25 protein-coding genes, 1 tRNA gene and 1 riboswitch are annotated in these 25,050 nt (G+C 71.7%); of the genes, 10 read left to right on the top strand and 16 right to left on the bottom strand.

Translation table 11 applies throughout. The features are described 5' to 3' along the window. Nucleotides 1-594: a sugar O-acetyltransferase gene (locus tag ABZ565_RS12490; protein ID WP_361024252.1), complete on the bottom strand. Its 594-nt coding sequence runs from the start codon at nt 592-594 to the stop codon at nt 1-3. 190 nt (nt 595-784) lie between these two features. Between ABZ565_RS12490 and ABZ565_RS12485 the strand changes: the two genes are divergently transcribed. After that, nucleotides 785-2,437, top strand: coding sequence for a cellulase family glycosylhydrolase (locus ABZ565_RS12485; RefSeq protein WP_361024249.1), 1,653 nt, complete (start codon nt 785-787; stop codon nt 2,435-2,437). Between the two features lie 51 nt (nt 2,438-2,488). On the opposite strand, the gene ABZ565_RS12480 is transcribed toward ABZ565_RS12485, so the two are convergent. Both ABZ565_RS12480 and ABZ565_RS12475 read right to left on the bottom strand, forming a co-directional pair. After that, a complete protein-coding gene (locus tag ABZ565_RS12480) occupies nt 2,489-3,091 on the bottom strand; it encodes a dihydrofolate reductase family protein (RefSeq protein ID WP_361024246.1) in 603 nt (200 codons plus the stop codon). A 104-nt stretch (nt 3,092-3,195) separates the two neighbouring features. Beyond that, nucleotides 3,196-3,801, bottom strand: a complete 606-nt coding sequence (locus ABZ565_RS12475; protein ID WP_361024243.1) for a TetR family transcriptional regulator — start codon at nt 3,799-3,801, stop codon at nt 3,196-3,198. Nucleotides 3,802-3,881: 80 nt separating this feature from the next. On the opposite strand from ABZ565_RS12475, the gene ABZ565_RS12470 reads away from it, so the two are divergent. Continuing rightward, a complete protein-coding gene (locus ABZ565_RS12470; protein WP_361024240.1) occupies nt 3,882-4,817 on the top strand; it encodes an oxidoreductase in 936 nt (311 codons plus the stop codon). Between the two features lie 89 nt (nt 4,818-4,906). Next, nucleotides 4,907-6,832, top strand: a complete 1,926-nt coding sequence (locus ABZ565_RS12465; RefSeq protein ID WP_361024237.1) for a serine/threonine-protein kinase — start codon at nt 4,907-4,909, stop codon at nt 6,830-6,832. A 148-nt stretch (nt 6,833-6,980) separates the two neighbouring features. Here ABZ565_RS12465 and ABZ565_RS12460 read toward each other — a convergent pair whose 3' ends face one another. Further along, complete coding sequence (locus ABZ565_RS12460; RefSeq protein ID WP_361024234.1) at nt 6,981-7,562, bottom strand: TetR family transcriptional regulator; 582 nt, start codon at nt 7,560-7,562, stop codon at nt 6,981-6,983. Further along, the gene (locus ABZ565_RS12455) at nt 7,559-9,070 is read right to left on the bottom strand and encodes an MFS transporter (RefSeq protein WP_361024231.1); all 1,512 of its coding nucleotides are present in this window, start codon (nt 9,068-9,070) and stop codon (nt 7,559-7,561) included. The genes ABZ565_RS12460 and ABZ565_RS12455 overlap by 4 nt, the downstream gene beginning before the upstream one ends. 192 nt (nt 9,071-9,262) lie before the next feature. Between ABZ565_RS12455 and ABZ565_RS12450 the strand changes: the two genes are divergently transcribed. Then, nucleotides 9,263-9,565: a hypothetical protein gene (locus ABZ565_RS12450; protein ID WP_361024744.1), complete on the top strand. Its 303-nt coding sequence runs from the start codon at nt 9,263-9,265 to the stop codon at nt 9,563-9,565. A gap of 259 nt (nt 9,566-9,824) precedes the next feature. Here the strand turns inward: ABZ565_RS12450 and ABZ565_RS12445 are convergent, their stop codons facing one another. Beyond that, nucleotides 9,825-11,222 carry a DUF445 domain-containing protein gene (locus ABZ565_RS12445; protein WP_361024228.1) on the bottom strand — a complete coding sequence of 466 codons (1,398 nt, stop codon included), beginning with the start codon at nt 11,220-11,222 and terminating at the stop codon, nt 9,825-9,827. 113 nt (nt 11,223-11,335) lie between these two features. Between ABZ565_RS12445 and ABZ565_RS12440 the strand changes: the two genes are divergently transcribed. Next, entirely contained in the window at nt 11,336-12,586 is a 1,251-nt protein-coding gene (locus ABZ565_RS12440; RefSeq protein ID WP_361024225.1) for an SGNH/GDSL hydrolase family protein, read from the top strand. Nucleotide 12,587: 1 nt separating this feature from the next. Here ABZ565_RS12440 and ABZ565_RS12435 read toward each other — a convergent pair whose 3' ends face one another. Genes ABZ565_RS12435 through ABZ565_RS12420 form a run of 4 tightly spaced genes read right to left on the bottom strand, consistent with a single transcriptional unit; the run spans nt 12,588 to nt 15,989 of the window. Further along, nucleotides 12,588-13,250: a DUF1707 domain-containing protein gene (locus ABZ565_RS12435; RefSeq protein WP_361024741.1), complete on the bottom strand. Its 663-nt coding sequence runs from the start codon at nt 13,248-13,250 to the stop codon at nt 12,588-12,590. 48 nt (nt 13,251-13,298) lie between these two features. Continuing rightward, nucleotides 13,299-14,303, bottom strand: coding sequence for an ATP-binding cassette domain-containing protein (locus tag ABZ565_RS12430; protein ID WP_361024223.1), 1,005 nt, complete (start codon nt 14,301-14,303; stop codon nt 13,299-13,301). Between the two features lie 23 nt (nt 14,304-14,326). Continuing rightward, entirely contained in the window at nt 14,327-15,196 is an 870-nt protein-coding gene (locus tag ABZ565_RS12425; protein ID WP_361024220.1) for an ABC transporter permease, read from the bottom strand. Continuing rightward, nucleotides 15,189-15,989, bottom strand: a complete 801-nt coding sequence (locus ABZ565_RS12420; protein ID WP_361024217.1) for an ABC-2 family transporter protein — start codon at nt 15,987-15,989, stop codon at nt 15,189-15,191. The genes ABZ565_RS12425 and ABZ565_RS12420 overlap by 8 nt, the downstream gene beginning before the upstream one ends. 172 nt (nt 15,990-16,161) lie before the next feature. On the opposite strand from ABZ565_RS12420, the gene ABZ565_RS12415 reads away from it, so the two are divergent. Further along, complete coding sequence (locus ABZ565_RS12415; RefSeq protein ID WP_361024214.1) at nt 16,162-18,540, top strand: transglycosylase domain-containing protein; 2,379 nt, start codon at nt 16,162-16,164, stop codon at nt 18,538-18,540. Between the two features lie 22 nt (nt 18,541-18,562). On the opposite strand, the gene ABZ565_RS12410 is transcribed toward ABZ565_RS12415, so the two are convergent. From ABZ565_RS12410 to ABZ565_RS12400, 3 genes are all read right to left on the bottom strand, one after another. Beyond that, complete coding sequence (locus tag ABZ565_RS12410) at nt 18,563-18,883, bottom strand: multidrug efflux SMR transporter (RefSeq protein ID WP_018105629.1); 321 nt, start codon at nt 18,881-18,883, stop codon at nt 18,563-18,565. Nucleotides 18,884-18,922: 39 nt separating this feature from the next. Further along, nucleotides 18,923-18,993, bottom strand: a riboswitch (guanidine-III (ykkC-III) riboswitch). 44 nt (nt 18,994-19,037) lie between these two features. Beyond that, nucleotides 19,038-19,376, bottom strand: a complete 339-nt coding sequence (locus ABZ565_RS12405) for a co-chaperone GroES (protein ID WP_164399948.1) — start codon at nt 19,374-19,376, stop codon at nt 19,038-19,040. A 43-nt stretch (nt 19,377-19,419) separates the two neighbouring features. Then, the gene (locus ABZ565_RS12400; protein WP_361024209.1) at nt 19,420-19,740 is read right to left on the bottom strand and encodes a DUF3618 domain-containing protein; all 321 of its coding nucleotides are present in this window, start codon (nt 19,738-19,740) and stop codon (nt 19,420-19,422) included. Nucleotides 19,741-19,867: 127 nt separating this feature from the next. Between ABZ565_RS12400 and bcp the strand changes: the two genes are divergently transcribed. Both bcp and proP read left to right on the top strand, forming a co-directional pair. Next, a complete protein-coding gene (bcp, locus tag ABZ565_RS12395) occupies nt 19,868-20,335 on the top strand; it encodes a thioredoxin-dependent thiol peroxidase (protein WP_361024206.1) in 468 nt (155 codons plus the stop codon). Between the two features lie 174 nt (nt 20,336-20,509). Beyond that, on the top strand, nt 20,510-22,006 hold the full coding sequence (gene proP / locus ABZ565_RS12390; RefSeq protein ID WP_361024203.1) for a glycine betaine/L-proline transporter ProP: 1,497 nt from the start codon (nt 20,510-20,512) through the stop codon (nt 22,004-22,006). Nucleotides 22,007-22,368: 362 nt separating this feature from the next. Here proP and ABZ565_RS12385 read toward each other — a convergent pair whose 3' ends face one another. Beyond that, nucleotides 22,369-22,674: a hypothetical protein gene (locus ABZ565_RS12385; protein WP_361024200.1), complete on the bottom strand. Its 306-nt coding sequence runs from the start codon at nt 22,672-22,674 to the stop codon at nt 22,369-22,371. 106 nt (nt 22,675-22,780) lie between these two features. Here ABZ565_RS12385 and ABZ565_RS12380 point away from each other — a divergent pair, with 106 nt between their 5' ends. Then, entirely contained in the window at nt 22,781-23,611 is an 831-nt protein-coding gene (locus tag ABZ565_RS12380; RefSeq protein ID WP_361024197.1) for an HNH endonuclease signature motif containing protein, read from the top strand. Between the two features lie 12 nt (nt 23,612-23,623). Then, a tRNA-Leu gene (locus ABZ565_RS12375) sits at nt 23,624-23,698 on the top strand. A 53-nt stretch (nt 23,699-23,751) separates the two neighbouring features. Here ABZ565_RS12375 and rdgB read toward each other — a convergent pair. Further along, nucleotides 23,752-24,354 carry an RdgB/HAM1 family non-canonical purine NTP pyrophosphatase gene (gene rdgB, locus ABZ565_RS12370; protein ID WP_361024194.1) on the bottom strand — a complete coding sequence of 201 codons (603 nt, stop codon included), beginning with the start codon at nt 24,352-24,354 and terminating at the stop codon, nt 23,752-23,754. 25 nt (nt 24,355-24,379) lie between these two features. After that, the gene (locus ABZ565_RS12365; RefSeq protein ID WP_361024191.1) at nt 24,380-24,946 is read right to left on the bottom strand and encodes a TetR family transcriptional regulator; all 567 of its coding nucleotides are present in this window, start codon (nt 24,944-24,946) and stop codon (nt 24,380-24,382) included. Between the last annotated feature and the right edge of the window lie 104 nt (nt 24,947-25,050).

The following is a 25,050-nucleotide window of genomic DNA, read 5'->3' as shown; positions in this document are numbered from 1 at the left end:
TTACATCCGGGTGGCCAGGTCCTCGTCCGTGATCGGCCGGACCACCCGGCACGGCGTGCCGAGGGCGACGCTCATCGGAGGAATGTCGCGGCTCACGACACTGCCCGCGCCGATGACCGAGCCGTAGCCGATACGGACGCCCGGCAGGACCACCACGTTGCTGCCGATCCACACCTTGTCCTCGATGACGATCGGCTCCGAGAAGCGGCCGAAATCCGCCCGGCGCGCGGGGTGCACCGGGTGGCCCGTCGTCGTCAGGGTCACGCTCGGGGCGATCATGACGTCGTCGCCGATGCGGATCTCCACGTCGTCCACGAACGTCAGGTTCACGTTGCCGAAGAAGTCGTCGCCGATGTACACATTGCTGCCGAACGCGGCGTGGAACGGCGCCTGGAGGACGGTGCGTTCGCCCACCGAGGCAAAGATCCCGGTCAGCAGCGCACGCAGTCTCTCCGTGTCGCCCGGGGGCGTCAGGTTGTACGCGAAGATCTCGTCCGCGCGACGGCGCGGGGCCAGGAAGGCCGCCTCGGTCTCCGTGTAGATGAGGCCCTTCGCGATGCGGGCCCGTATCTCGTTCTGGTCGGTTTCAGTCATCTGCGGCGTTCCCTTCATCGGGCGTGACGAGCGCTTCATCGGGTGCGGCGACCGGTACGGGGAACCATAGAACCTCGTCTCCGGTCGTCCGATCTATTGACGTGCCCCTGACCGAATGGCTTGATGGGTCCACTCCGTGTGGGAGCGCTCCCACACCGGTGACCGCCCCTCCTCCCCCTCTGGAGCCGCAGTGAGAACAGCGAGACATCCGGCAAAGCGTCCCGCCGCCGTCATCCTCACCGTCCTGGCCACCCTGCTCGGGTTCCTCTCCCTCGGCGCCCTCGCCCCCGCGCAGGCCGCGCCCGCCGCCGCCACCGGGCTGCACATCAGCGACGGCCGGCTGGTCGAGGGCAACGGCAACGACTTCATCATGCGCGGCGTCAACCACGCGCACACCTGGTACCCCGGCGAAACCCAGTCGCTGGCCGACATCAAGGCGACCGGCGCCAACACCGTCCGCGTCGTGCTGTCCGACGGCTACCGCTGGAGCAAGAACGGGCCGGACGACGTCGCCGCCGTCATCGCCCAGTGCAAGGCGAACCGGCTGATCTGCGTCCTGGAGGTGCACGACACCACCGGGTACGGCGAGGACTCCGCCGCCGGCACGCTGGACCACGCGGCCGACTACTGGATCTCCCTCAAGGACGTCCTCCAGGGCCAGGAGGACTACGTCGTCATCAACATCGGCAACGAGCCCTGGGGCAACACGAATCCGGCCGGCTGGACCGCCCCCACCACCGCCGCGGTCAAGAAGCTGCGCGCCGCCGGGTTCGCGCACACGATCATGGTGGACGCGCCCAACTGGGGCCAGGACTGGCAGAACGTCATGCGGGACAACGCCCAGGCGGTGTACGACGCCGACACCACCGGGAACCTGCTCTTCTCGATCCACATGTACAGCGTCTACAACACGGCCCAGAAGGTCACCGACTATCTGAACGCGTTCGTGGACGCCGGACTGCCCCTGGTCATCGGTGAGTTCGGCGGGCCCGCCGACCAGTACGGGGACCCGGACGAGGACACCATGATGTCCGAGGCCCAGCGGCTCGGGCTCGGCTGGATCGCCTGGTCGTGGAGCGGCAACACCGACCCGATCCTCGACCTGACCATCGGATTCGACCCGGCGCGGCTCAGCTCCTGGGGCGAGCGGATCTTCCACGGCGCGAACGGCATCGCGCAGACCTCCCGCGAGGCCACGGTCTACGGCGGCACCTCCGAGGACACCGAGGCCCCGACCGCCCCGGGCACCCCGGCCGCCTCCGCCGTGACCGACACCTCCGCCACGCTGACCTGGGCCGCGTCCTCCGACAACGTTGCCGTAGCCGGCTACGACGTCGTCCGCGTCAGCGGCGGTACGGAGACCGCGGTCGCCTCCTCGGCCACCACGAGCGTCACCGTGACGGGCCTGAGCGCCGGCACCGCGTACTCCTTCGCGGTCTACGCCCGGGACGCGGCCGGCAACCGTTCGGCACGGTCGGCCACCGTGAGCGTGACCACGGACGAGGGCACGACCGCCCCGGCGGGCAGCTGCTCGGTCGGTTACAAGGTGGTCGGCCAGTGGCCGGGCGGCTTCCAGGGCGAGATCACCATCCGCAACACGGGCACCGCCGCGATCGACGGCTGGACGCTCGGTTTCACCTTCGCCAACGGGCAGACCGTCACCAACATGTGGGGTGGTACGCCCAAGCAGACGGGCGGCTCGGTGAGCGTCACGCCGGCCTCGTACACCTCCACGATCGCCCCGAACTCCTCGGTGACCGTGGGCTTCACGGGCAGCCAGAGCGGCACGAACGCCGTCCCGGCCGCCTTCACCCTCAGCGGCGCGGCCTGCGCCGCCGCGTGACCCGGTGCCGGCCGGCGGGGGCTCGCACCCCTGCCGGCCGGTCTCGGCGAGTCAGCCGGCGGCCACGGCACGCCGGTACGTCAGATACATCGCTCCGCTCCCCAGGACCGTGTGGTCCGCGAGCGTCCAGGCGGCCGGTTCGAACGCCGCCCGCCGGCCGAACAGCGGTATGCCCGTGCCGATCGTCGTCGGGCTGAGCTTCAGGATCAGCGTGTCGATCTCCGTGTAGAGCGAGGCGGCCAGCTCACCGCCGCCGACGAGCCAGATGTCCTTGCCGTCCTCCTGCTTCAACTCCCGTACGCGCGCGACCGGGTCGCCCGCGACGAGCTCCACGGCCGGGTCCGGGCTCTCGCCCAGGGTGCGGGAGAACACCAGGTGCCGCAGATGCGGGTAGGCGTCCGTGAGCCCGGCGTCGAGGCCGATCCCGTACGAGCGGCGGCCCTCGACGACCGTGTCGAAGTGCGTGCCCTCCGCCGTCACGCCGAGCGCGGCGCGCGCCGGGCCGGGCAGGGTCTCCGGGTACTCGGCGACCAGGTGCGTGAGGTAGTCCTCCGGGATGGGCCAGAAGCCGCCCGGAGCGGAGGGATCGGCTCCGTCCGGGCCGGCGATGAAGCCGTCGAGGGTCGCGGCGATGAAGTACACCAGCTTGCGCACGGGGAGCCTTTCGTCCGGGGGCGGCCTCCGGTACGCGGGGCCGCGGGCCGTTCATGATCGAACGGGCTCCCGTGGCAGGCAACGGGAATGGCGGCTTCCGGTGCCTAGGCGTGCGCGTCCAGCGCCGGGGCGATCACCGCGAAGGCCCGGTCCGTGAGGTCGGCCGGGGTGTCCGTGGAACCGTCGGCGCTCCAGTGGTGGAGCACGGCGTCGAAGGCGTTCAGCGCCATGCCCGCCGCCAGCCTCGGGTAGAGGTCCGCCTCGGCGTCCCGCCCCAGCCGCTCGGCCAGCTCCTGCGCGAGGTCGTCGCGCCACCGCGCCTGGCGCTCCAGGAAGCGGGCCAGCAGCGCGGGCGTGCGCAGGATCAGCCGTACGACGCGCAGCGCCCGGTCCCCGTGGTCCGCGCACGTGCCGAGCGGCACCCAGACCGCGTGGCGCAGCGCGACGGACGGCGGCTCGGCGGCGGGGCGGGCGGCCAGCTCGGCGCGGATGCCTGTGCCCATGTCCGCGAGGAACTGGACGACCACGTCCTCCTTGGACGCGAAGTAGCGGAAGAACGTCCGCTTGGAGACGCCCGCCGCCGCCGCGATCTCGTCCACCGTGACCGCGTCGAAGCCCTTCAGGGCCAGCAACTGCAGGGCGGATTCGGTCAGTTCGTCGGAGACCAGCCGGCGCTTGCGCTCGGCCAGGGTGGTTCGGGGAGTGCTCACCCTCCACACGGTACTCCATGCCTTACATGGCACCCTGCGCCATGTTGACACTTGGTGTCATACGAGGCAGCCTATGCCGTATGACACAGCAGGAACGCTGGACCGCCGAGCACATCCCGGACCAGACCGGGCGCGTCTTCGTCGTCACCGGGGCCAACAGCGGTCTCGGCCTGGCCACGAGCCGGGCCCTCGCCCGCCGGGGCGGGCACGTGGTCCTCGCCGTACGCGACGAGGCGAAGGGGCGCCGCGCGGCGGCGGAGCTGACCGCCGCGCAGCCGGACGCCCGGCTGGAGGTGCGCCGGCTCGACCTGGCCGACCTCGATTCCGTACGCGCGTTCGCGGAGAAGCTGCACGCGGACCACGCGCGCCTCGACGTGCTCGTGAACAACGCCGGGGTCATGGCGCCGCCCCGGACGCTGTCCCCGCAGGGCCACGAGGTGCAGTTCGCGGCGAACCACCTCGGCCACTTCGCGCTCACCGGGCGGCTGCTCGGCCTCCTGGCGGCGGGCACCGACCCGCGCGTCGTCACCGTCAGCTCGCCCAACCACCGCAAGGCACACCTGTACTTCGACGACCTCACGGGCGAACGGCGGTACTCGCCGATGGGCTACTACAACCAGTCCAAGCTGGCCAACGCCGTCTTCGGCCACGAGCTGCACCGCCGCCTCACCGAGGCCGGCAGCCCGGTCCGCAGCCTGCTCGCCCACCCCGGCTACACCGCCACCAACCTCCAGACCGGCGGACCCGTCGCCCCGGTCTCCCTGCTGTTCGGCCGCGTACTCAGACCGCTCGCCCAGACCCCCGGCCGGGGGGCGCTGCCGCAGCTGTACGCGGCGACCGAACCGGGTCTGGCCGGAGGCGAGTTCATCGGGCCGGACGGCAGGGGTGAGCTGCGCGGCGCGCCGACCCGGGTGCGGCTGTCCGCCGGAGCGGCCGACGCCGCGACGGGGCGGCGGCTGTGGGAGGTGTCGGAGGAGGCCACGGGTGTGCGGTTCGCCTTCCCCCCGTCCGGCTGAACCCACGCGCTCCCACCGCTCCGCAGGGCCCCGGTATTTGGATAAGGTGCCGTGTCTACAGCAGCGCTCTCCGGGGGAGTTACGAGTACATGAGCGGTCAGCAGCCACGCAGAGGCGGCGCCTCGCAGGTCTTCCAGCCCCTCGCGGGTGACGACCCCACCACCATCGCCGGCTACCGGCTGGCGGCCAAGCTCGGCGCGGGCGGCATGGGCAAGGTGTACCTGTCGTACACGCCCGGCGGGCGGCCCGTCGCGATCAAGGTCATCCGGCCGGAGTTCGGCGAGGACGCGGAGTTCCGGCGGCGGTTCGCGCAGGAGGTGCAGTCCGCGCAGCGCGTGCAGGGGCTGTTCACCGCGCCCGTGATCGACGCCGACACCAAGGGCGCCCAGCCGTGGCTCGCCACCGCCTACGTGCCGGGCCCCTCGCTCGCCGACGCGGTCGTCGAGCACGGCGCGCTGCCCGTCGAGGCGGTGCTGCTGCTGATCGCGGGCATGGCGGAGGCGCTGCACGTCATCCACGGCGCCGGCATCGTCCACCGCGACCTCAAGCCGTCCAACGTGCTGCTCGCGGCGGACGGGCCGCGCGTCATCGACTTCGGCATCGCGTACGCGGCCGACGCGACGTCGCTCACGGGGAGCGGGGTCACGATCGGCACGCCGTCGTTCATGGCGCCCGAGCAGGCCGCCGGGCGCCGGGTCACCGCCGCGACGGACATCTTCGCGCTCGGCCAGGTCGCCGTGTTCGCCTCGACCGGGACGCCCGCGTTCGGCGAGGGGACCTCGCACGGGGTGCTCTACCGGATCGTGCACGAGGAGCCGGATCTCACCGGTGTGCCGGAGCGGCTGATGGATCTCGTGGGGCGCTGCCTGGCGAAGAACCCGGAGGACCGGCCCTCGGTCGCCGAGGTGATCCAGCTCTGCCAGACCGCGAACGCGGAGACCGTGCTGCGGCGGCCCGAGGACTGGCTGCCGAAACCGGTCGCCGCCGACATCACCGTACGGGCCGCCGCGCCGGCGCCCGTGCAGACGCCGCCGCCGCCGTCGACCGCCCCGGCCACGCCGCCGGCCGCGACGCCCCCCGCGCCCGCGACTCCCGCCGGCCCGGCCGCGCCCGCCGCCTACTCGCCCACGACGCCGGCGCCGAGCACCCCGCCGCCGGGGTACGGGCCGCCGGTCACGCCCGCGCCCGGGCAGGGGCCCGCGCCGGTGGGGCAGGGCGCGTACGGTGCGCCCACGGCGCCCTCCGCGCAGACCCCGGCGTACGGGTACCCGGCCGCCCAGCAGCCGTCGTACGGGTACCCGGGGCCGGGGCCCACGTATCCCGGCGGTGGCGTGCCGCCGCAGTCGCACGTCACACAGCCGACACCGCAGACGCCCGCGCCCCCCAAGCGGCGGCGGGGCCGGGCGGCGGCGATCGCGGTCGTGGCCGCGCTGCTGGTCGGAGTGGCGGGTGGGGGGACTGCGTACTTCCTGACGCAGAAGGACGACGACAAGGGGTCGCAGAGCGGCACCACCGCCCAGGACAAGAACTCGCCTGCGGCGAAGGAGAGTTCGAAGCCGAGTGCGGAGCCGACGGAGTCGGGGGACGACGGTGCGTCGGTCGATCCCAACCCGATGCCCACCGCCACGTCGAGCCCGACGCCCGAGGACTTCACGGGCATCAACCTCACGCGGGGATACCACCTGACGTTCGGGGACTCGGATGTCCGGCCGCAGGACGGCACGGACGGCGGGTACGACCTGACGTACGAATCCGGATACCTCGACGCGGAGAGCGAGGGCGGCCGCCTCACCCTGCTCGACCCGGGACAGGAGGGGTCGTTGGACGTCTGCCGTGCGGAGACCCGGTTCGCCGACAACGTGCCCCTGGAGCAGTTGTCGAAGGGGCGGCAGATGTGTGTCACCACGGGCACGGGACACATGGCGCTGGTGACGTATCAGGGGCACTCGCCGGAGGACTCCCCGAGTGACTACGTCACGCTCGACGTGACGGTCTGGCGGAACGCGGCACGGTGAGCGCGGGCGGGGCCCCTGCGGCGGGCCTGTTCCCCCACCCCGCCCCTTCCCGAAACCGGTGCGCTGCCCCGGAACCCCGCTCCTCAAGCGCCGGAGGGCTGAGTTCCGGGGCTCCGCCCCGGACCCCGCGCCTCGAACGCCGGCGAGGCTACGTTTCGCCCGTGATGAGCCGCTGAAGGGCCGGCGCGTACAGGTCGGCGATGCGTTCCGGCGTCGCGGACGCCCCCGCGCCGGCCCGGTGCAGGCTCAGCGTCGCGCCCAGGCCCAGCAGGTGGCCGGCCAGGAGTTCCGCGCGCAGGGCGCGGCCCTCGCCGGGGAGGCGGGCGGTGAGCGCGTCGGTGACCTGTTCGTGGAAGCGGTCGCGGAGCAGGGAGCGTTCGTCCTGGTTGCCCAGGGAGAAGACGACGCGCAGCAGCGGGTCCGACTGGAGGGCCCGGCGGTGGGTGACCAGGGTGACGACCATGTGGCGGCCCAGCACGTCGAGCGGGGCGTCGAAGAGTTTCGCGGCGGCCGGTCCGAAGTCGGCCACCGTGTTGAACAGTTCCTCCTTGCGGCCGAAGTGCTTGACCACCAGGGACGGGCTGACCCCGGCGTCCGCCGCGATCCCCCGGATCGTCACCTCCGCGTACGGGCGCTGCGTGAACGCCCGCCGGGCCGCGCGCAGGATCGCGTCCCGGCCCGTGCCGGTGTCCGTGGCCGGGGTCGCGGCGATGGCCTGGCCGCCGGTCATGCGCCCTCCTGGATTCCCGCCGGCCGCGCACCCCCCGTCGGGGTGACCGGCGCCTTGCGGCTCTCTTCGACGGTACCCGCCCCGGCGGGCCCGCGGCCCGGCAGCATGAGCGTGACCAGCAGGGCCAGCAGCGCCGCGCCCGCCGCGATGACGAAGACCAGCTGGTACGCGTGGAGGGTCGGCGCGGTCCGGCCCCCCGCCCGGAAGGTGAGGTTGGCCAGGACGGCGGCCACCGTGGCGCTGCAGAACGCCTGGCCGATCGAGCGCATCAGGGTGTTCAGGCCGTTCGCCGCGCCGGTCTCGCTGACCGGGACCCCGCGCATCACGAGGGCCGGCAGCGCCGAGTAGGCGATGGCCGTGCCGGAGGCGACGACCGTGGCGCCCGCGATGATGAGCCACAGGCTGTGGCTGGTGAAGTACCGCACCCCGTAACCGGCGGCGATGATCCCGGCCGCCAGCGCGAGGCTGACCTTGGGGCCGTGCTTGGCGGAGATCCGGGCGGAGACCGGGGACAGCGCCACCATGGCGACACCGCCCGGGAGCAGGCACAGACCGCTGACGACGAGCGAGGCGCCGAGCCCGTAACCGGTCGCCTTCGGCTCCTGCACCATCTGGGCGGTGACCAGGGAGTTCGCGTAGAAGGCGAAGCCGATGAGCAGGGCCGCGACGTTGGTGAGCAGGACGGCCGGGCGGGCGGAGATCCGCAGGTCGACCATGGGCGTCGCGACGCGGAGCTCGTACGCCCCCCAGACCAGCGCCACCACGACGGCCGCCACGAGCAGGCCGACCGTCCGGCCGGAGGTCCAGCCCCAGTCGCCGCCCTGCGTCACCGCGAGCAGCAGGCAGACCAGCGCGCCGGACAGCCCCAGGGCGCCGAGCGCGTCGAAGCGGCCGCGGCTGCGGAGCGGGGACTCGGGTACGAAGACGAGGACGAGCACGATGTCGATGAGGCCGATGACGCCGGAGACCCAGAACATCGTGTGCCAGTCGAAGTTCTCCACCACGAGCGCGGCGATCGGCAGGCCCACGGCGGCGCCGATGCCGAGGGTGGAGCTCATCAGCGCGACGGCGGACAGCACGCGCTCGGGCGGCAGTTCGTCGCGCAGGATGCTGATGCCCAGCGGGACGACGGCGATCGCGGCGCCCTGGAGCGCGCGGCCGGTGATCAGCACGCCGATGTGCGAGCTGATCCCGCAGAGCACCGAGCCCACCACGAGCACGGCGAGCGAGGCGACGAGCACCCGCCGCTTGCCGTACATGTCGCCGACCCGGCCGAGCACGGGCGTGAAGACCGCGCCGGTCAGCAGCGTGACGGTGACCAGCCAGCTCGCGGCGGCCGGGGTGGCGCCGGTCAGCTCGGGGATGTGCGGGAGCAGGGGGACGACGATCGTCTGCATGACCGCGACGACGACCCCGCAGAAGGCCAGTACACCCACCGCGAAGCGCGGGTGCGGGGCCTGGGCCGCAGGGGTCGTCGGGGCGGCGGGGGCGGGTATGTCCGCGGGCATGGTTCTCCGTTGCCGGCTCGGGGTGCACGGATGTTCACCCCCCAGGGTAAACGTCTGTGCACCCCCTCCGCGACGGCGGGGCGGAAGCGCGCGTTAGCCTCGGTTCCGGCGCCGGTACGGCGCTGGGCGCGGGGCGCGTACGAGTGCGCCGGGCGCACACCCATGACGTGGACGAAGGCGGAGGTGGCTGCGATGGCGAAGGTGCCGGCAGCGGCGGTGGCGGCGGGCGGACTGGTCGGCGGTTACGCCGTCGCGCGGTGGACCCGCAAGCGTCCGCTGGGCGGGGTCGCGCTCGCGGCGGCGGGCGGCGTCGCCGCGTACGAGTGGAACCGGCAGGCGGGCCGGCGCGCGGCCGTCGCGCTGACCACCGCGTACGTGGCCGCGTTCGCGGGCTCGCACCCGCTGGCCAAGAAGGTCGGCGCCTGGCCCGCCGTCTTCACCGCGGCGGGCACGGTGGCCGCCGCGTCCTGGGCGGTCACCCGCCGGCCGGCCTGACCGGAGCGCCCTCCGGGCGCCGTCGTGAGGCGTCCCTGCCCCCGGGCGACCCCGACCCCGGGCGCCTCCCATCCGGGCATCCCCGAGCCGGGCGCCCCTGACCCGGGCGCGGGCACTCCCGACCCCGGCGCAGGCACCGCGCGGACGCGCGGTGACGCAGTGGGCCGGGCGCGAACGGCCGCCCGCCCTGGGCCCGGCGCCCGGTGCCGCCTCACGCGGCCCCGCCCCGGGGCCCCCGCGGCCCCGCCCCGGGGCCCCCTCACCCCCACAACGCCCACGACACCGTGTAGATCGCCAGCCCCGCCAGCGCCCCCACCACCGTGCCGTTGATGCGGATGAACTGCAGGTCGCGGCCGATGTGGGCCTCGATCTTGCGGGACGTCTGGTCCGCGTCCCAGCCGGCCACCGTGTCGCTGATCAGCGAGGTGATCTCCGCCCGGTACGTCGTCACGACGTACGCCGCCGCGTCCTCCAGCCAGCCCTCCAGCTTCCCCTGGAGCCGTTCGTCCGTGGCCAGCCGGGCACCCAGCGACATCAGCGAGGCCCGGGCGCGCAGCCGCAGCTCGCTCTGCTCGTCCTCCGCCGCCGCGATCACCATCGCGCGCACCGACGCCCAGGCGGAGGCGATGACGTCCTGCACCTCGCCGCGCCCCAGGATCTCCGACTTCAGGCGCTCCACCCGCTCCCGGGTCTCCGAGTCGGTCTGCAGGTCGGCCGCGAAGTCCGCGAGGAAGGTGTCGATGGAGCCGCGCGCCGGGTGCCCCGGCATGTCCCGCATCTCCGTGACGAAGCGCAGGAGCTCCTTGTAGACCCGCTCCCCGACCCGCTTGTCCACGAACCGGGGCGTCCAGCCCGGCGCCCCGCCCTGCACCGCGTCCATCACCGAGTCGCCGTGCAGCACGAGCCAGTCGTGCGCGCGGGTACAGACCAGGTCGACCAGCTTGCGGTGACCGCCGTCCGCGACGACCTTCTCCAGCATCCGGCCGAGGCCGGGGCCGACCTCCGCCGCGTCCGCCCGCCGGGTGATCGCCTCGCCGACGACGGCCTGGACGTCCGCGTCCCGCAGGACGGTGAGCGCCCCGCGCAGCGCGGTCGCCAGCTCGGCCGTGACCCGGTCCGCGTGGGCCGGCTCCGCGAGCCACGCCCCGACCCGGCCGCCGATGCCCAGCGAGTGAATCCGGTCACGTACGACGTCCCCGGAGAGAAAGTTCTCGCCGACGAAGGAACCGAGGGACGCCCCCAGCTGGTCCTTCTTGGTGGGAATGATGGCGGTGTGCGGAATCGGCAGACCGAGCGGACGCTTGAAGAGGGCCGTGACGGCGAACCAGTCCGCCAGCGCACCCACCATGCCCGCCTCGGCGGCCGCCGCGACGAAGCCCGGCCAGCCGCTCACCCCCTCGTTCTTCGCCCAGGTGGCGAGGACGTACACCAGCGCGACCAGCAGAAGGAGGCCGGTGGCCGTGGTCTTCATACGGCGTACGCCACGACGCTTCTCCTCGTCCGCCGCGGTGTACGCGAACGAGGCGAGGCCCCCGGGTCTCGCCCTCCCACCGGGCCCCGGGGGCAGCTCTCCCCGCTCGGTCCGCCCGGTTCCGTCGATCCGTTCCATCCGCTCCACCCGTCCGCGTACGCACAGCCCCAGACGTCCGCTACGCATTGTGCCTACCTGACCTACTCCCGGCCCGCACGTCGAGTTCCCCGCGCCCTGCCTCATCATGGGAACCGGTCCACTCCCCGCTTTCCTCATTTCCGCAAGGAGACACACCGCCCATGCCCAGGCGCCAGGGGTACGCCCTGCTCATAGCCCTCGTGGCGGGTACCGCCGCGCTCGCCGCAGCCGTGGCGTTCGCCGGTTCCCTGCTGTTCTCCGGGGACAGGGCGACGGCCGCCGCCACCACGGCCCCGCGGGGCGTGGCCCACAGCCCGGCCGCCCCGGCCCACTCCTCCGGGCACTGGCTCGCCACCTGGGCGGCGGCCCCCGTCGGGGGCGTGGCCGACCCGGCGCAGGCGGAGGACCAGAGCCGGCGCGTCATCCGCAACGTCGTGCACACCAGCATCGGCGGCACCGAGGCCCGCGTCACGCTGTCCAACCTGTTCGGTACGCGGCCCCTGCTCATCGACCGCGTCACCGTGAACACCCGGCCCGTGACGTTCCGGGGCGCCTCGTCCGTCACGGTCGCCGCCGGCGGGCAGACCGTCAGCGACGCCGTCGCCGTCCCGGTCGCCGCCGACGCCGACCTCGTGGTCACCCTGCGCACCCCGACCGCCGACGGGCCGGTCACCGTACACCCCAACAGCCACCAGACCTCGTACACCGAGGACGACCGGGGCACCTGGGCCACCACGCAGTGGCGCTACCTCACCGCCGTCGACGTGCGGGGCGGCGGCACGAAGGCGACCGGGACACTCGTCGCGTTCGGCGACTCGCTCACCGCCGGCTCCGGCACCACCACCGACGCCAACACCCGCTGGCCGGACGTCGTCGCCGACCGGCTGCACGGCCGGTACGCGGTGGCCAACCAGGGCATCGGCGGCAACCGCCTCCTGCGCGACGGCATCGGCCCCCGCGCCCTCGACCGCTTCGAACGCGACGTCCTCGGCGTCTCCGGCGCGAAGACCGTCGTCATCGCCCTCGGCATCAACGACATCCAGGCGCTCCCGAGGGAGACCGACCCCGAGCGGATCACCGACGCCCTGCGCGACCTCACCCGGCGGGCCCACGCACGCGGCCTGAAGGTCATCGGCGCGACCCTCATGCCGTACCAGGGCTCGGCGGTCTGGACGGCCGGCGGGGAGCGGGTGCGGCAGCACGTCAACGCGGAGATCCGGGCGGGCGGGATCTTCGACCAGGTCCTCGACTCCGACCTGTCCCTGCGCGACCCGGCCCACCCCCGACACCTGCGCGCCCCCTACGACTCCGGCGACCACCTGCACCTCAACGACGCCGGATACGCCCGCCTGGCGGCACTGCTGGACGTGGACGCCCTGACCGGGGACAGGCCGGAGGTCGACGCGCTCTGAGCTAGCGCCCCTCGCCCTTCTCCAGGCGCCCCCGCTCGCGCTCGGCCTCCCGCAGCCGCTGCTTCTCCGCCTTGCTGCGCTTGTGCTCCACCCCGACACCGCCCATGAGCGCGAAGCCGGTGATCCGGACCCGGGGCGCGTCCGGCGCGGGGGCCGACTCGTCCTTGGCGTGCTCCCCGAAACCGCCCATGATGCCGATGCCCCGGACCTCCACGTCGAGGTCCGGCGGGACCGTCACATGGAGGCCCCCCATGATCGTGAAACAGCGGATGACGGTCTCACGGGCCTCGAAGTTCGCCTCACGCAGGTCGATGTCACCACCGCCCCACATCGCGAACGCGGTGAACACCCGGCCGACCGTCCAGTTGCCCCGGCGGCGGAAACCGCCCCAGAGCGCGAACCCGCCGGTCGACGTCGCCGGCCGCCCGATCCGCTCCGACCAGCGGGCCGCCGAACCCGACCGGGGCTGGACGACGGCGGCCACCGACGAGGCGGAGCCGACGGCCGGCAGATCACGGACCAGCGGTTCCAGCTCGCCGTGCGTCCGCGCCTTGTAGGCGGTGTCGAGGCGCTGCTCGAACTCCTCCATCTCCAGACGCCCTTCGGCGACCGCCTCACGCAGGATCTCGGCAACACGTTCACGCTCGGCGTCGGAGGCGCGCATATCGGGGAGTTCGCTCGTCATGGCACTCAGCCTATGGAACGCGCCCGCTCACGTCACCGGCTCACCGGGCCGCTCGCGCGCGTACATCTTCGCGATCACCGCCTCGATGTCCGGCTCCCGCACCGAAAGGTCCGCCAACGGGTACTCCGCGGCGATCCGCGCCACCAGCGGAGCCGCCGACGCGGACGCCGGGAAAGCCAGCCACTGGCGCGGCCCCTCCACCTTCACCGTCCGCACCGAGGGCTCCGACTCCAGCCGGATCGGCGGGAGTTCGCGCTCCAGATCGACCACGAGCGTCCGCTCGCTCTCCCCCACCTCGTGCAGCCCGGCCAACGCACCGTCGTACATCAGCCGGCCGTGGTCGATCACCATCACCCGGTCGCACAGCTGCTCGATGTCCGTGAGGTCATGGGTCGTCAGCAGCACCGTCGTCCCGCGCTCCGCGTTCAGGTCCCGCAGGAACTGCCGCACCTTGGCCTTGGAGACCACGTCGAGGCCGATCGTCGGCTCGTCCAGATACAGCACCTCCGGGTCGTGCAGCAGCGCCGCCGCGATGTCGCCGCGCATCCGCTGCCCCAACGACAGCTGGCGCACCGGTACGTCCAACAGCTCGCCCAGGTCCAGGAGTTCGACGCACCTGTCCAGGTTGGCCCGGAAGCGCGCGTCCGGCACCCGGTACATGCGGTGCACCAGCCGGTACGAGTCGCGCAGCGGCAGGTCCCACCAGAGCGTCGTGCGCTGGCCGAAGACCACCCCGATCCGGTGCGCCAGCCGCGTACGCTCCCGCGAAGGATCGATGCCCGCGACGCGCAGGGAGCCGCCGCTCGGCGTGAGGATGCCCGTCAGCATCTTGATCGTGGTCGACTTCCCGGCCCCGTTCGGCCCGATGTAGCCGACCATCTCGCCGCGCTCCACCCGGAAGCTGATCCCGTCGACCGCCCGCACCTGACGCCGCTCGCCGCGCAGGAACCCCGTCCTGCGCCGGACGTCGAAGACCTTTTCCAGGCGGTCCAGCTCGATGAAGGCCGCCCCGCCGCCCGTGTCCGTTCCCATGCCGCTCCCTCTCCCGTCCCGTCTCAACTTCCCGTACTCCGGTACGCCCGCAGCCCCGCCCGCCACGCCAGGCCCGCCCCGGTCGCGCAGACGGCGGCCACCACCGGCGGCAGGAACGCCACCCACGACGGCAGCCCCAGCGGCAGCTCCCGGCCCAGCACGTACAGCGCCGGCAGCCAGTTCACGAAGGCCAGCGGCACCACGAACGTCACCCCGCGCACCAGGTCCTTCGCGAAGATCGTCGGCGGGTACTGGAGCAGCGTGTTGCCGCCGTACGTGAACGAGTTCTGCACCTGCGAGGCGTCCTGCGCGATGAACTGGAACGCCCCGCCCGCCACGAACACCGCCCCGAAGATCACCGACCCGCTCAGCAGCATCAGCGGCAGCAGGACCGCCTTCGCCACGGTCCAGTCGATGTCCGCCGCCACCAGCCCGTAGCCGAGCACCAGCAGCCCCTGAGTGATCCGCCCCAGCCTGCGCAGCGCGAAGCGGTCGGCCGCCACCTGCGCGAGGACCGGGACCGGCCGCACCAGCAACGTGTCCAGCGTGCCGTCGCGCACCCGGCGGCCCAGCCGGTCCATCGACCCCATCAGCAGGTCCGCCAGCCCGAACGCCGTCCCCGAAGCCCCGTACAGCAGTGCGATCTCCGGGAGCGTGTAGCCGCCCAGCGCGTCGACGTGCCCGAACATCAGCATGATCGTCACGAAGTCGAACGCCGTCGCCGCGAAGTTACCGACCGCCGTCATCAGGAACGACGCCCGGTACGCCATCGTCGAGCGCAGCCACATCGACACGATCAGCCCGTACGCCCGCACCCCCTCGACCAGCCGCGGGCGCGGGGCGAACACCTCCCCCGGCGCCTCCGGCACGACCGCCTCCGCCACCTCAGCCACCCTGGACCACCACCCTCCGCGTCGCCACCGACTGCACCATCCGCCCCACCAGCAGCAGCACCACGGCCCAGGACGCCTGGAACACGTACACCCTCACCAGACCCCAGCCCGTGTGCTTGCCCAGGAACACATCCGCCGGCACCTGGAGCAGCGCCGACCACGGCAGCAGCCGCGCCACCTCCCCCAGCAGACCCGGGAACAGGCTCAGCGGCAGCAGCATCCCCGAGAAGAACAGCCCGGCCAGGAAGGCGATCTGCGCCGCGCCCGCCCCGTCCATCAGCCAGAAGGCGGACAGCGCCACCAGATAGCGGATCGCGAAGCTCACCACCACACCCAGCGCCACCGAGACGAGGAACGCCAGCCACGGCCCCGCCGACCCCGGCAGCGCCAGGTCGAACGCCAGCCCGCCCAGCACCATCGGCACGATGCCGCGCCCCAGCAGATGGAAGGCCGCCCGCCCCAAGTCCTGCGCCAGCCACCACAGCTGGAGGTCGACCGGGCGGTAGAGGTCGACCGCGATGTCGCCCGTGCGGATGCGCTCGATCAGCTCGTCCTCGAAACCGCCGCCCATCATCACGCAGGTCATCAGCAGCGCCTGGCCCAGCCAGACGAAGGTGAGCGCCTGGGGCATGTCGTAACCGCCGAGCCGGGGCCGCTCGTCCCACAACGCCATGTACGTGTAGGCGAGGATGAAGCCGAAGACGGTGTTGGTGAACACCCCCGCCGCCGTCTCGATCCGATAGGTGGCGTAACGGCGGAAACCACCCGCCGCCACCACCGCGTAGACCCGCACAGCAACCGCCTCCCCGTCAACGGGTGCCGCACCGTGCGCGGACACCAAAGCGCAGGAGCCTAGTCCAGCCGGGACAGCCGCCGCGAGCGCTTTTCGGCCGTCGATCCAAGGGATATGCGCCAGAAAAGGGCACTATGGGGGAACTGACCGCGGCCGAGGAGTCTGCACCGACATGAGCGACGAGCCACAGCAGCAGAACGGGGACGCCGACCCGCCGGGCTGGGCCCCCAGGGACCTGCCTGCCGACGCCGCCGCCCCCGGACCGGCCCCCGAAGGCGACCGGGCCGAGGCCGCCGACGGCACCGCCCCGAAGAAGCCCGGCAAGGCCAAGCGCCCCAAGCGCACCGGCTGGCGGCGGCTCATCCCCACCTGGCGCATGGTCCTCGGCGGCGTCCTCCTCATCGCCCTGATCCTCATCGGCGGCTTCATCGCCGGCTACCAACTGGTCGACATCCCCGCCGCCAACGCCAGCGCCACGGCCCAGTCCAACGTCTACCTCTACGCCGACGGCACCGTCATCGCCCGCGACGGCGACGTCAACCGCGAGAACATCAAGCTCGCCCAGGTCCCCCGCACCGTCCAGCACGCCGTCCTCGCCGCCGAGGACCGGGACTTCTACTCCGAACGCGCCGTCGACGTCAAAGCGATGTTCCGGGCCGGCTGGAACACCCTCACCGGCAAGGGCAAACAGGGCGGCTCCACCATCACCCAGCAGTACGTCAAGAACTACTACCTCGGCCAGGAACAGACCGTCGTCCGCAAGATCAAGGAATTCTTCATCTCCATCAAGCTCAACCGCGAACAGTCCAAGGACCAGATCCTGGAGGGCTACCTCAACACCAGCTACTTCGGCCGCAACGCCTACGGCATCCAGGCCGCCGCCCAGGCGTACTACGGCAAGGACATCGGCGACGTCACCACCGCCCAGGGCGCGTACCTCGCCTCCCTCCTCAATGCCCCCAGCGCCTACGACGTCGTCGCCCACCCCGAGAACAAGGCCGCAGCCGTCGCCCGCTGGAACTACGTACTGGACGGCATGGTCAAGGAGAAGTGGCTCGGCCCCGCCGAACGCGCCGCAATGACCTTCCCCGTCCCCGGCCCCGTCAAGCCCGCCAACAGCCTCTCCGGGCAGCGCGGCTACATCGTCAAAGCCGTCGAGGACTACCTCGTCGGCAACGACATCCTGGACGAGAAGACCCTCGCCACCCGCGGCTACCGCATCACCACCACACTCCAGAAGAAGAAGCAGGACGCCCTGATCGAAGCCGTCGAGGACAAGGTCATGTCCAAGACCGACGACGACCGCGCACCCGACCGCAACGTCCGTGTCGGCGGCGCCTCCATCGACCCCGCCGACGGCCACGTCGTCGCCATGTACGGCGGCATCGACTACACCCGCCAGTACGTCAACAACGCGACCCGCCGCGACTACCAGGTCGGCTCCACCTTCAAACCCTTCGTCTTCACCTCCGCCGTCGCCAACGACTCCACCACCCAGGACGGCCGCCGCATCACCCCCAGCACCATCTACGACGGCACCAACAAGCGCATGGTCGAAGGCCCCGACGGACCCACCGGCTACGACCCCGCCAACGAGGACGACCGCAGCTACGGCCCCATCACCGTGAGCACCGCCACCGACAAGTCCGTCAACGCCGTCTACGCCCAGATGGCCGAGGACGTCGGCCCCGAGAAGGTCCGGCAGACCGCCATCGACCTCGGCATCCCCAAGGACACCTCCGACCTCACCCCCACCCCCTCCATCGCCCTCGGCGTCGCCACCGCCAGCGTCCTCGACATGACCGAGGCGTACGCCACCCTCGCCGCCCACGGCAAGCACGGCGCCCACGTCCTGGTCAGCAAGGTCACCAAGGACGGCGAGAACGTCACCCTGCCCGACCGCACGGTGAAGCAGGCCGTCAGCCGCGAGGCCGCCGACACCACCACGTCGATCCTCCAAAGCGTCGTCGAGGGCGGCACCGGCACCGCCGCACGCGGCGCGGGCCGCCCCGCCGCCGGAAAGACCGGAACCGCCGAGGAGGACCGGGCCGCCTGGTTCGCCGGCTACACCCCCGACCTCGCCACCGTCATCGCCGTCATGGGCCAGGACCCCGACACCGGAGCCCAGAAGTCCCTCTACGGCGCGCTCGGACTCCCCCGCATCAACGGCGGCGGCGCCCCCGCCGAGACCTGGGCCCAGTACACCGGGGCCGCCCTCAAGGCCACCCCCGCCCAGGACTTCGACCTCGACGTGGAAGAGGACACCGGCGACACCGCCCTGCCCACCGCCGAATCCACCGCCCCCGGCGACACCGGCCGCCGCACCCCCTCGGCCACCCCCCGGCGCACCCCGCGCACCACCCCGTCCCGGACCCCCTCCGCCCCGCGCACCACCCCCGGCACCACGGACAACCCGGCCGGAGGCACCGGCGACGGCGGGGCGGACACGGGCGGCGGGGACGGCGGGGACACCGGGGGCGGGGACGGCGGCGACATCGGCGGCTTCCTCGAAGGGCCGCGCGGCACCCGGGCCCCCAGCACCCGGCCCTGAAGCCCCCGAGCCCCGCCCGGGCTCAGTGCCCCGAGGTCGCCTTCAGCCCCACCACGGCCACCAGCAGCAGACACACGAAGAAGATCCGGGCCGCCGTCACCGGCTCGTGCAGCACCACCATGCCCAGGACCGCGGCACCCGCCGCACCGATCCCGACCCACACCCCGTACGCCGTACCGATCGGCAGCGTCCGGGCCGCGTGCGACAGCAGCATCATGCTCGCCACGATCCCCAGACCCGTGAACACACTCGGCCACAGCCGGGTGAACCCCTCGGTGTACTTCATCCCGATCGACCAGGCCACTTCCAGCAGACCGGCCACGACCAGCAGAACCCACGCCACGACAGCACCTCCGACGAGACAGAACACGCGAACAACACGGGTGCGTCGTCTTTGCGAAACCCGGTACGGCGCGTCTCGTCGGGGTCCCCCCACCGTAGCAAAGGACAGGCAAAGGGCCCGGTGACAACCGTCACCGGGCCCTTCACCCACAGAACTACAGATACAACCCGGTCGAATCCTCCGAACCCTCGAACCGGTCCGCGGCCACCGCATGCAGGTCGCGCTCGCGCATCAGCACGTACGCCACACCCCGCACCTCGACCTCCGCCCGGTCCTCCGGGTCGAACAGCACCCGGTCACCCGGCTCGACCGTCCGCACGTTCTGCCCCACCGCCACCACCACGGCCCACGCCAGCCGACGGCCGACCGCGGCCGTCGCGGGAATCAGAATGCCGCCGCCGGAACGCCGCTCGCCCTCGGGCGACTCGGACCGGACCAGCACTCGGTCGTGCAGCATCCGGATGGGCAGCTTGTCGTCGCTGTTCTCGCTCACGCCCCGCAACCTACCGGGCGGCGCGCCCGCCCCGCGCGAGGGGTCAGCGCTTGCCGCGTCGCGAGGAGACGACCACCAGGCCGACCACGCCCACCGCGAGCAGTGCCGCCGGAATCACGCGCTCCAGCCGCGGGCTCCCCGTCTCCGACACGAACTGGGCCTTCACGTCCGACACCGCCCGGTTCACCGCCACGTAAGCCCGGCCGGCCGTCCGGTCCACGGTCCCGGCGACCTTCGCCTTCGCGTCGCCCATGATCGTCTTCGGGTGCACCCGCACCCCGATCTCATCGAGTACCACCGCAAGCCGCTCGCGCCTGCTGATGATGTCCGCCTCGATCTGCGCAGGGGTCCTGGCATCCGACACCGCGCCGCCTCCGTGGTCCTCGTCCGGTAAACCTTCATCGACAGTCTGTCAGTTCCGCCGCATCCGCACCCGGCGGCACCCCCATTACGCTCGGTCCCTTAGACCCCACGTACCAACGAGGAGAACCATGAGCGAGCGCCTCACGCCCGGCGACACCGCCCCCGCCTTCACCCTCCCCGACGCCGACGGCAACGACGTCTCGCTCGCGGACCACAAGGGCCGCAAGGTCATCGTGTACTTCTACCCCGCAGCGCTTACCCCCGGCTGCACCAAGCAGGCGTGCGACTTCACGGACAACCTCGGCCTGCTCGCCGAGGCCGGCTACGACGTCATCGGGGTCTCCCCCGACAAGCCGGAGAAGCTCGCGAAGTTCCGCGAGAAGGAGAACCTCAAGGTCACACTGGTGGGTGATCCGGCCAAGGAGACCCTTGAGGCGTACGGCGCCTACGGCGAGAAGAAGCTCTACGGCAAAACGGTGACGGGCGTCATCCGGTCCACCGTCGTGGTGGACGAGGAGGGGAAGGTCGCCCATGCCTTCTACAACGTGAAGGCCACCGGCCACGTCGCCAAGATCATCAAGGACCTCAAGATCTGAGGAGCGGGCGGGCCGGTCCGCAAGCCGCACGGAACGGACCGAAACGGGCCATTCACTGGGCCGAATGGCCGAAATCATGTGATGGACATCCCATTCCTTCACTGAACCGGTTTGCGGCCGCCATGTCCGCGCAGAAGCCTTTCCTGTAACAGTTGCCGAGGAAAGGAACCGGCCATGGCGGCCTCCGACCCCCACCAGGTGGCCGACCCGGAAGCGGTCAAACGCCATCCCGCGCTGTTCCGTGCCATCCGGAAGCGTCAGAACCCCAAGCTGCGGCGCACCGACATCACGATCACGGACGACCAGGCGGTCAAGCGCGCGGTCAAGGCGGCCTCCCTCGGTAACGCCATGGAGTGGTTCGACTTCGGCATCTACTCCTACCTGGCCGGCACCCTCGGCGACGTGTTCTTCCCGTCCGGGAACGACACGACCCAGCTCCTCTCCTCGTTCGCCACCTTCGCGGTCGCCTTCCTCGTACGGCCCCTCGGCGGCATGTTCTTCGGCCCGATGGGCGACAAGATCGGCCGCAAGAAGGTCCTCGCCCTCACGATGATCATGATGGCGATCGGCACCTTCGCGATCGGCCTGATCCCCTCCCACGAGACCATCGGCGTCTGGGCCGCGGTCCTGCTGATCTTCTTCCGCATGCTCCAGGGCTTCTCGACGGGCGGCGAGTACGGCGGCGCCTCGACCTTCATCGCTGAGTACGCCCCCGACAAGCGGCGCGGCTTCTTCGGCAGCTTCCTGGAGTTCGGCACGCTCGCCGGTTACGTGGGCGCCGCGGGCCTGGTGACCCTGCTGTACGCGCTCCTCAACGACGCCCAGATGGACGCCTGGGGCTGGCGCGTACCGTTCCTCGTCGCGGGCCCGCTCGGCCTCGTCGGCCTCTACCTGCGACTGCGCCTGGACGAGACCCCGGCCTTCCAGAAGCTGGAGGGCGGCACGGCACACGCCACGGAGGCGGCGGACAGCGTCGAGACGACGGCGAAGGGGGACCTCGCGAAGATCTTCCGCGACTACTGGCCGACGCTGATCCTCTGCATCTGCCTCGTCGGCGCGTACAACATCACCGACTACATGCTGCTGTCGTACATGCCGACGTACCTCTCCGACGAGCTCGGCTACAGCGAGACGCACGGCCTGCTGATCCTGCTCGGCGTCATGGTGTTCCTGATGCTGATCATCAGCCAGGTCGGCAAGCTCTCCGACCGCTTCGGCCGCAAACCCCTCCTGATGACGGGCATGCTCGGCTTCCTGATCTTCTCCCTCCCGGCGTTCCTCCTGATCCGCCAGGGCAGCATCCCGGCGATCATCATCGGCATGCTGATGCTGGGCCTCTCCCTGGTCTGCATGCTCGGCACGATGTCGGCGGCGCTCCCGGCCCTGTTCCCCACGAACGTCCGCTACGGCTCGCTCTCGGTCGGCTACAACCTCTCCGCGTCGATCTTCGGCGGTACGACTCCGCTGGTGATCACGGCCCTGATCAGCGTCTCGGGCACCAACCTGATGCCGGCGTACTACTCGATGGCGGCGGCCCTGGTGGGCGTGATCGCGGTGGCCTGCATGAAGGAGACGGCGAACAAGCCGCTGGACGGTTCCCCTCCGTCGGTGGAGACGGAAGAGGAAGCCGCCGAACTGGTCCACGCCCAGAGCCCCGACCCGAAGTTCTGACCCACCCCGCCCGGCCACGGCCCGTACCGCTTTCCCCCGAAGCGGTACGGGCCGTTCCGCATCTTGTCGGATATCGGACGTGACGCTCCGATAGTCGGTTCGTTACTCCGTACGAGGCCGCGAACGGGCGGCCGGATGCGGTGGGGAACGTGGGGATTCGGTACACGCGCGAGCTGCTCGAAGAAGCGGCGCGCATGACGACGAACATCAATGACGCCGTGCGGTGGTGCGGAGGGACTCCCACGCCGGGGGCACGGAGCTACCTGCGGCGGAAGGTGGCGGAGTGGGGTGTGGATGTCTCGCACTTGGCTGACACGAGGGTGCGCCACACCGAAGCGGTACTGCGCGATCTGGTGGCGCGCTCAACGAGCGTGGCGGAGGTCGTGCGCCGCCTCGGCATCAATCCGGTGGGCGGACATCACACGCATATCAGCCGCCGCATCGCCGCTCTCCGCATCGACACATCCCACTTCGTGCGCACACCGCCACGCCGCCGCCCCACGGGAGCGCGAGGAAACCCCCTTGCTCTCGGTGACCCGCACGACGGCCGGATTCCCGGCGAACGGCTGCGCCGAGAGCTGGTACGTACGGGGGTGATCGACGCGTGCGCAGAGTGCGGAAACCCGGGCGAGTGGCAGGGGCAGCCGCTGCGACTTGAAGTCGATCACGTCAACGGCAACTGGTGGGACAACCGTCCGGTGAATCTCGCATCCTGTGCCCCAACTGCCACGCGTCGACCGACACGTACCGCGGACGCAACCGCGCGAGGACAGCATGAGCGTCATGTACACGCGCAGCGTGCTCGAGAAAGCCGCGGCCACGGCTACCAGCCTTGTCGATCTGGTGCGCAAGCTCGACGCACCGCTGGGCAGCCGCACATGCCGATACGTACGCGACCGCCTCCGGCACTACGGCATCGACACCTCCCACTTCGCGGACGAATCTCTTCCCGAACGGGCCCGTACGGCCTACCCGGCCGCACTCCTCGCCGAAGCGGCCGCCAACTCGTGCAGCATCAGAGGGATGTTCGAGTACATGGGTCTGCCGCCGAGCGACAGCCCGTACGGGTACGTGCGGGCGAAGCTCGATCGACTCGGCATAGACACGTCCCACTTCACGAGCGGGCGCAAGCAGGGCACTCCTTCGGTCCCGCGCGCCCAGCTGGAGGCCGCGGTTGCCGCATCCCGCAGCCTCGCCGCCGTGCTGGAGGCATTGGGACACGTCGACAACGGCGGCGCCCGCATCCGCCTGAAGCGAGACATCGAGAAATACCAGCTCTCGACCGCTCACTTCGTCGGCCAGGGCCACTCGGCGGGGACGCGCTCCCCGAGCCGCAAAGGGGCTGACGAGATCCTTGTCCTGAGGGATGGCGCATCCCGGACAAGGACGTCCCTCTTGAGACGCGCACTGGACGACGTGGGGCTGCCGCGCGCGTGCGCGGTGTGCGGAACCGGAGAGTCGTGGCGAGGGAGACGCCTCGTGCTGGAGATCGACCACATCAACGGGAACCGTGCCGACAACCGCCAGGCCAATCTGCGCTATCTCTGCCCTTCGTGCCACAGCCAAACGGCGACTTTCTCGAAGGGGCGCGCCACCGCACAGTAGAGTGGGTTGCGCGAGCCCGTACCCCAGCAGGCTAGAGGGCGCTGACTTAGAATCAGTGTGTCGTGGGTTCAAATCCCACCGGGCTCACAGGTAGGAAGTGGCCTTCGCCTTTATTTCGAAGGCGAAGGCCACTTCCTGCGTCACCCCACCAGCTCCCGCACCACCGGCACCAGCGCCCGGAACGCCTTCCCCCGGTGGCTGATCGCGTTCTTTTCCGCCGGGGTCAGTTCCGCGCAGGTGCGCGTCTCGCCGTCCGGCTGGAGGATCGGGTCGTAGCCGAAGCCGTAACCCCCGGCGGGGGTGTGGCGGAGGGTGCCCGTCAGGCGGCCCTCGACCACGCGTTCCGTGCCGTCCGGGAGGGCGAGCGCGGCGGCGCAGGCGAAGTAGGCCCCGCGATGGGGGTCGGAGATGTCACCGAGCTGGGCGAGGAGCAGGTCCAGGTTGGCGCGGTCGTTGCCGTGGGTGCCGGACCAGCGGGCCGAGAAGATGCCGGGGGCGCCGCCGAGGACGTCCACGCAGAGGCCGGAGTCGTCGGCGATCGCGGGGTGGCCGGTTGCCTGCGCGAGGGCGTGGGCCTTGAGCAGGGCGTTCTCGGCGAAGGTGACGCCGGTCTCCTTGACGTCGGGGACCTCCGGATACGCGTCGGCGCCGACGAGCTCGTGCGTGAGGCCCGCGTCGGCGAGGATCGCGTGGAGTTCGGTGATCTTCCCGGCGTTGCGGGTGGCGAGGATGAGGCGGGTCATGCGCCCAGTATCGCCCGGCCCGGTGTCACGCCTCGTCGGGCAGGCTGGCGGCCAGGGCGCGGATGCCGGCCAGCACCTCGGCGGCGGTGGGGGCCGACTCCGGATCGGTGATGTGCTGCATCATCAGGCCGCCGACGAGCGCGAGCTGTACGGACCCGAGGGTGCGCACGGTCTCCTCGGAGAGTTCGCCCTCGGGCGTCCCCGTGACCTCGTGGGCCATGCCGCTGCGCCCCTGCCGCAGTCCTGAGGCGACCTGCTCGCGGAGCTCCGGGTCACGCTGGGCGCGCAGGATCGTCTCCAGGTTGGCCAGCCAGAAGGTCTTGTTGGCCGAGAACGCCTCGATGAGGTGGGCCCACAGTGCCCCGAGGCCGTCGCCCCGCGTCGAGGGCCCGAATGCCTGGCCGCCCGAGTCGAGCGCTTCGAAGAGCGCCTGGTTGAGCAGGGCCTCCTTGGAGCCGAAGTGGTAGCCGATGGCCGCCATGCTGACGCCCGCCGCCGAGGCGAGGTCGCGGACCGTGGTGCGCTCGTACCCCTTCTCGAAGAGGCACTTCCTGGCCGCTTCCAGCAGCTTTTCCCGGTTTCCCATACCCATGCGCCGCATCCTAGGGCCGCCCACGGGCGTGAGGCGAACGCCTGACGCAGATGTTTTGCGCGATCGCCTCATACAGACGTCTTGCACGTTCGCCCAACTCCCGG

It is taken from the genome of Streptomyces sp. NPDC016469 (genome assembly GCF_040632905.1).
In the GTDB taxonomy this organism is placed as follows: Bacteria; Actinomycetota; Actinomycetes; order Streptomycetales; family Streptomycetaceae; genus Streptomyces.
This window is presented reverse-complemented; position numbering and strand designations above follow the sequence as displayed.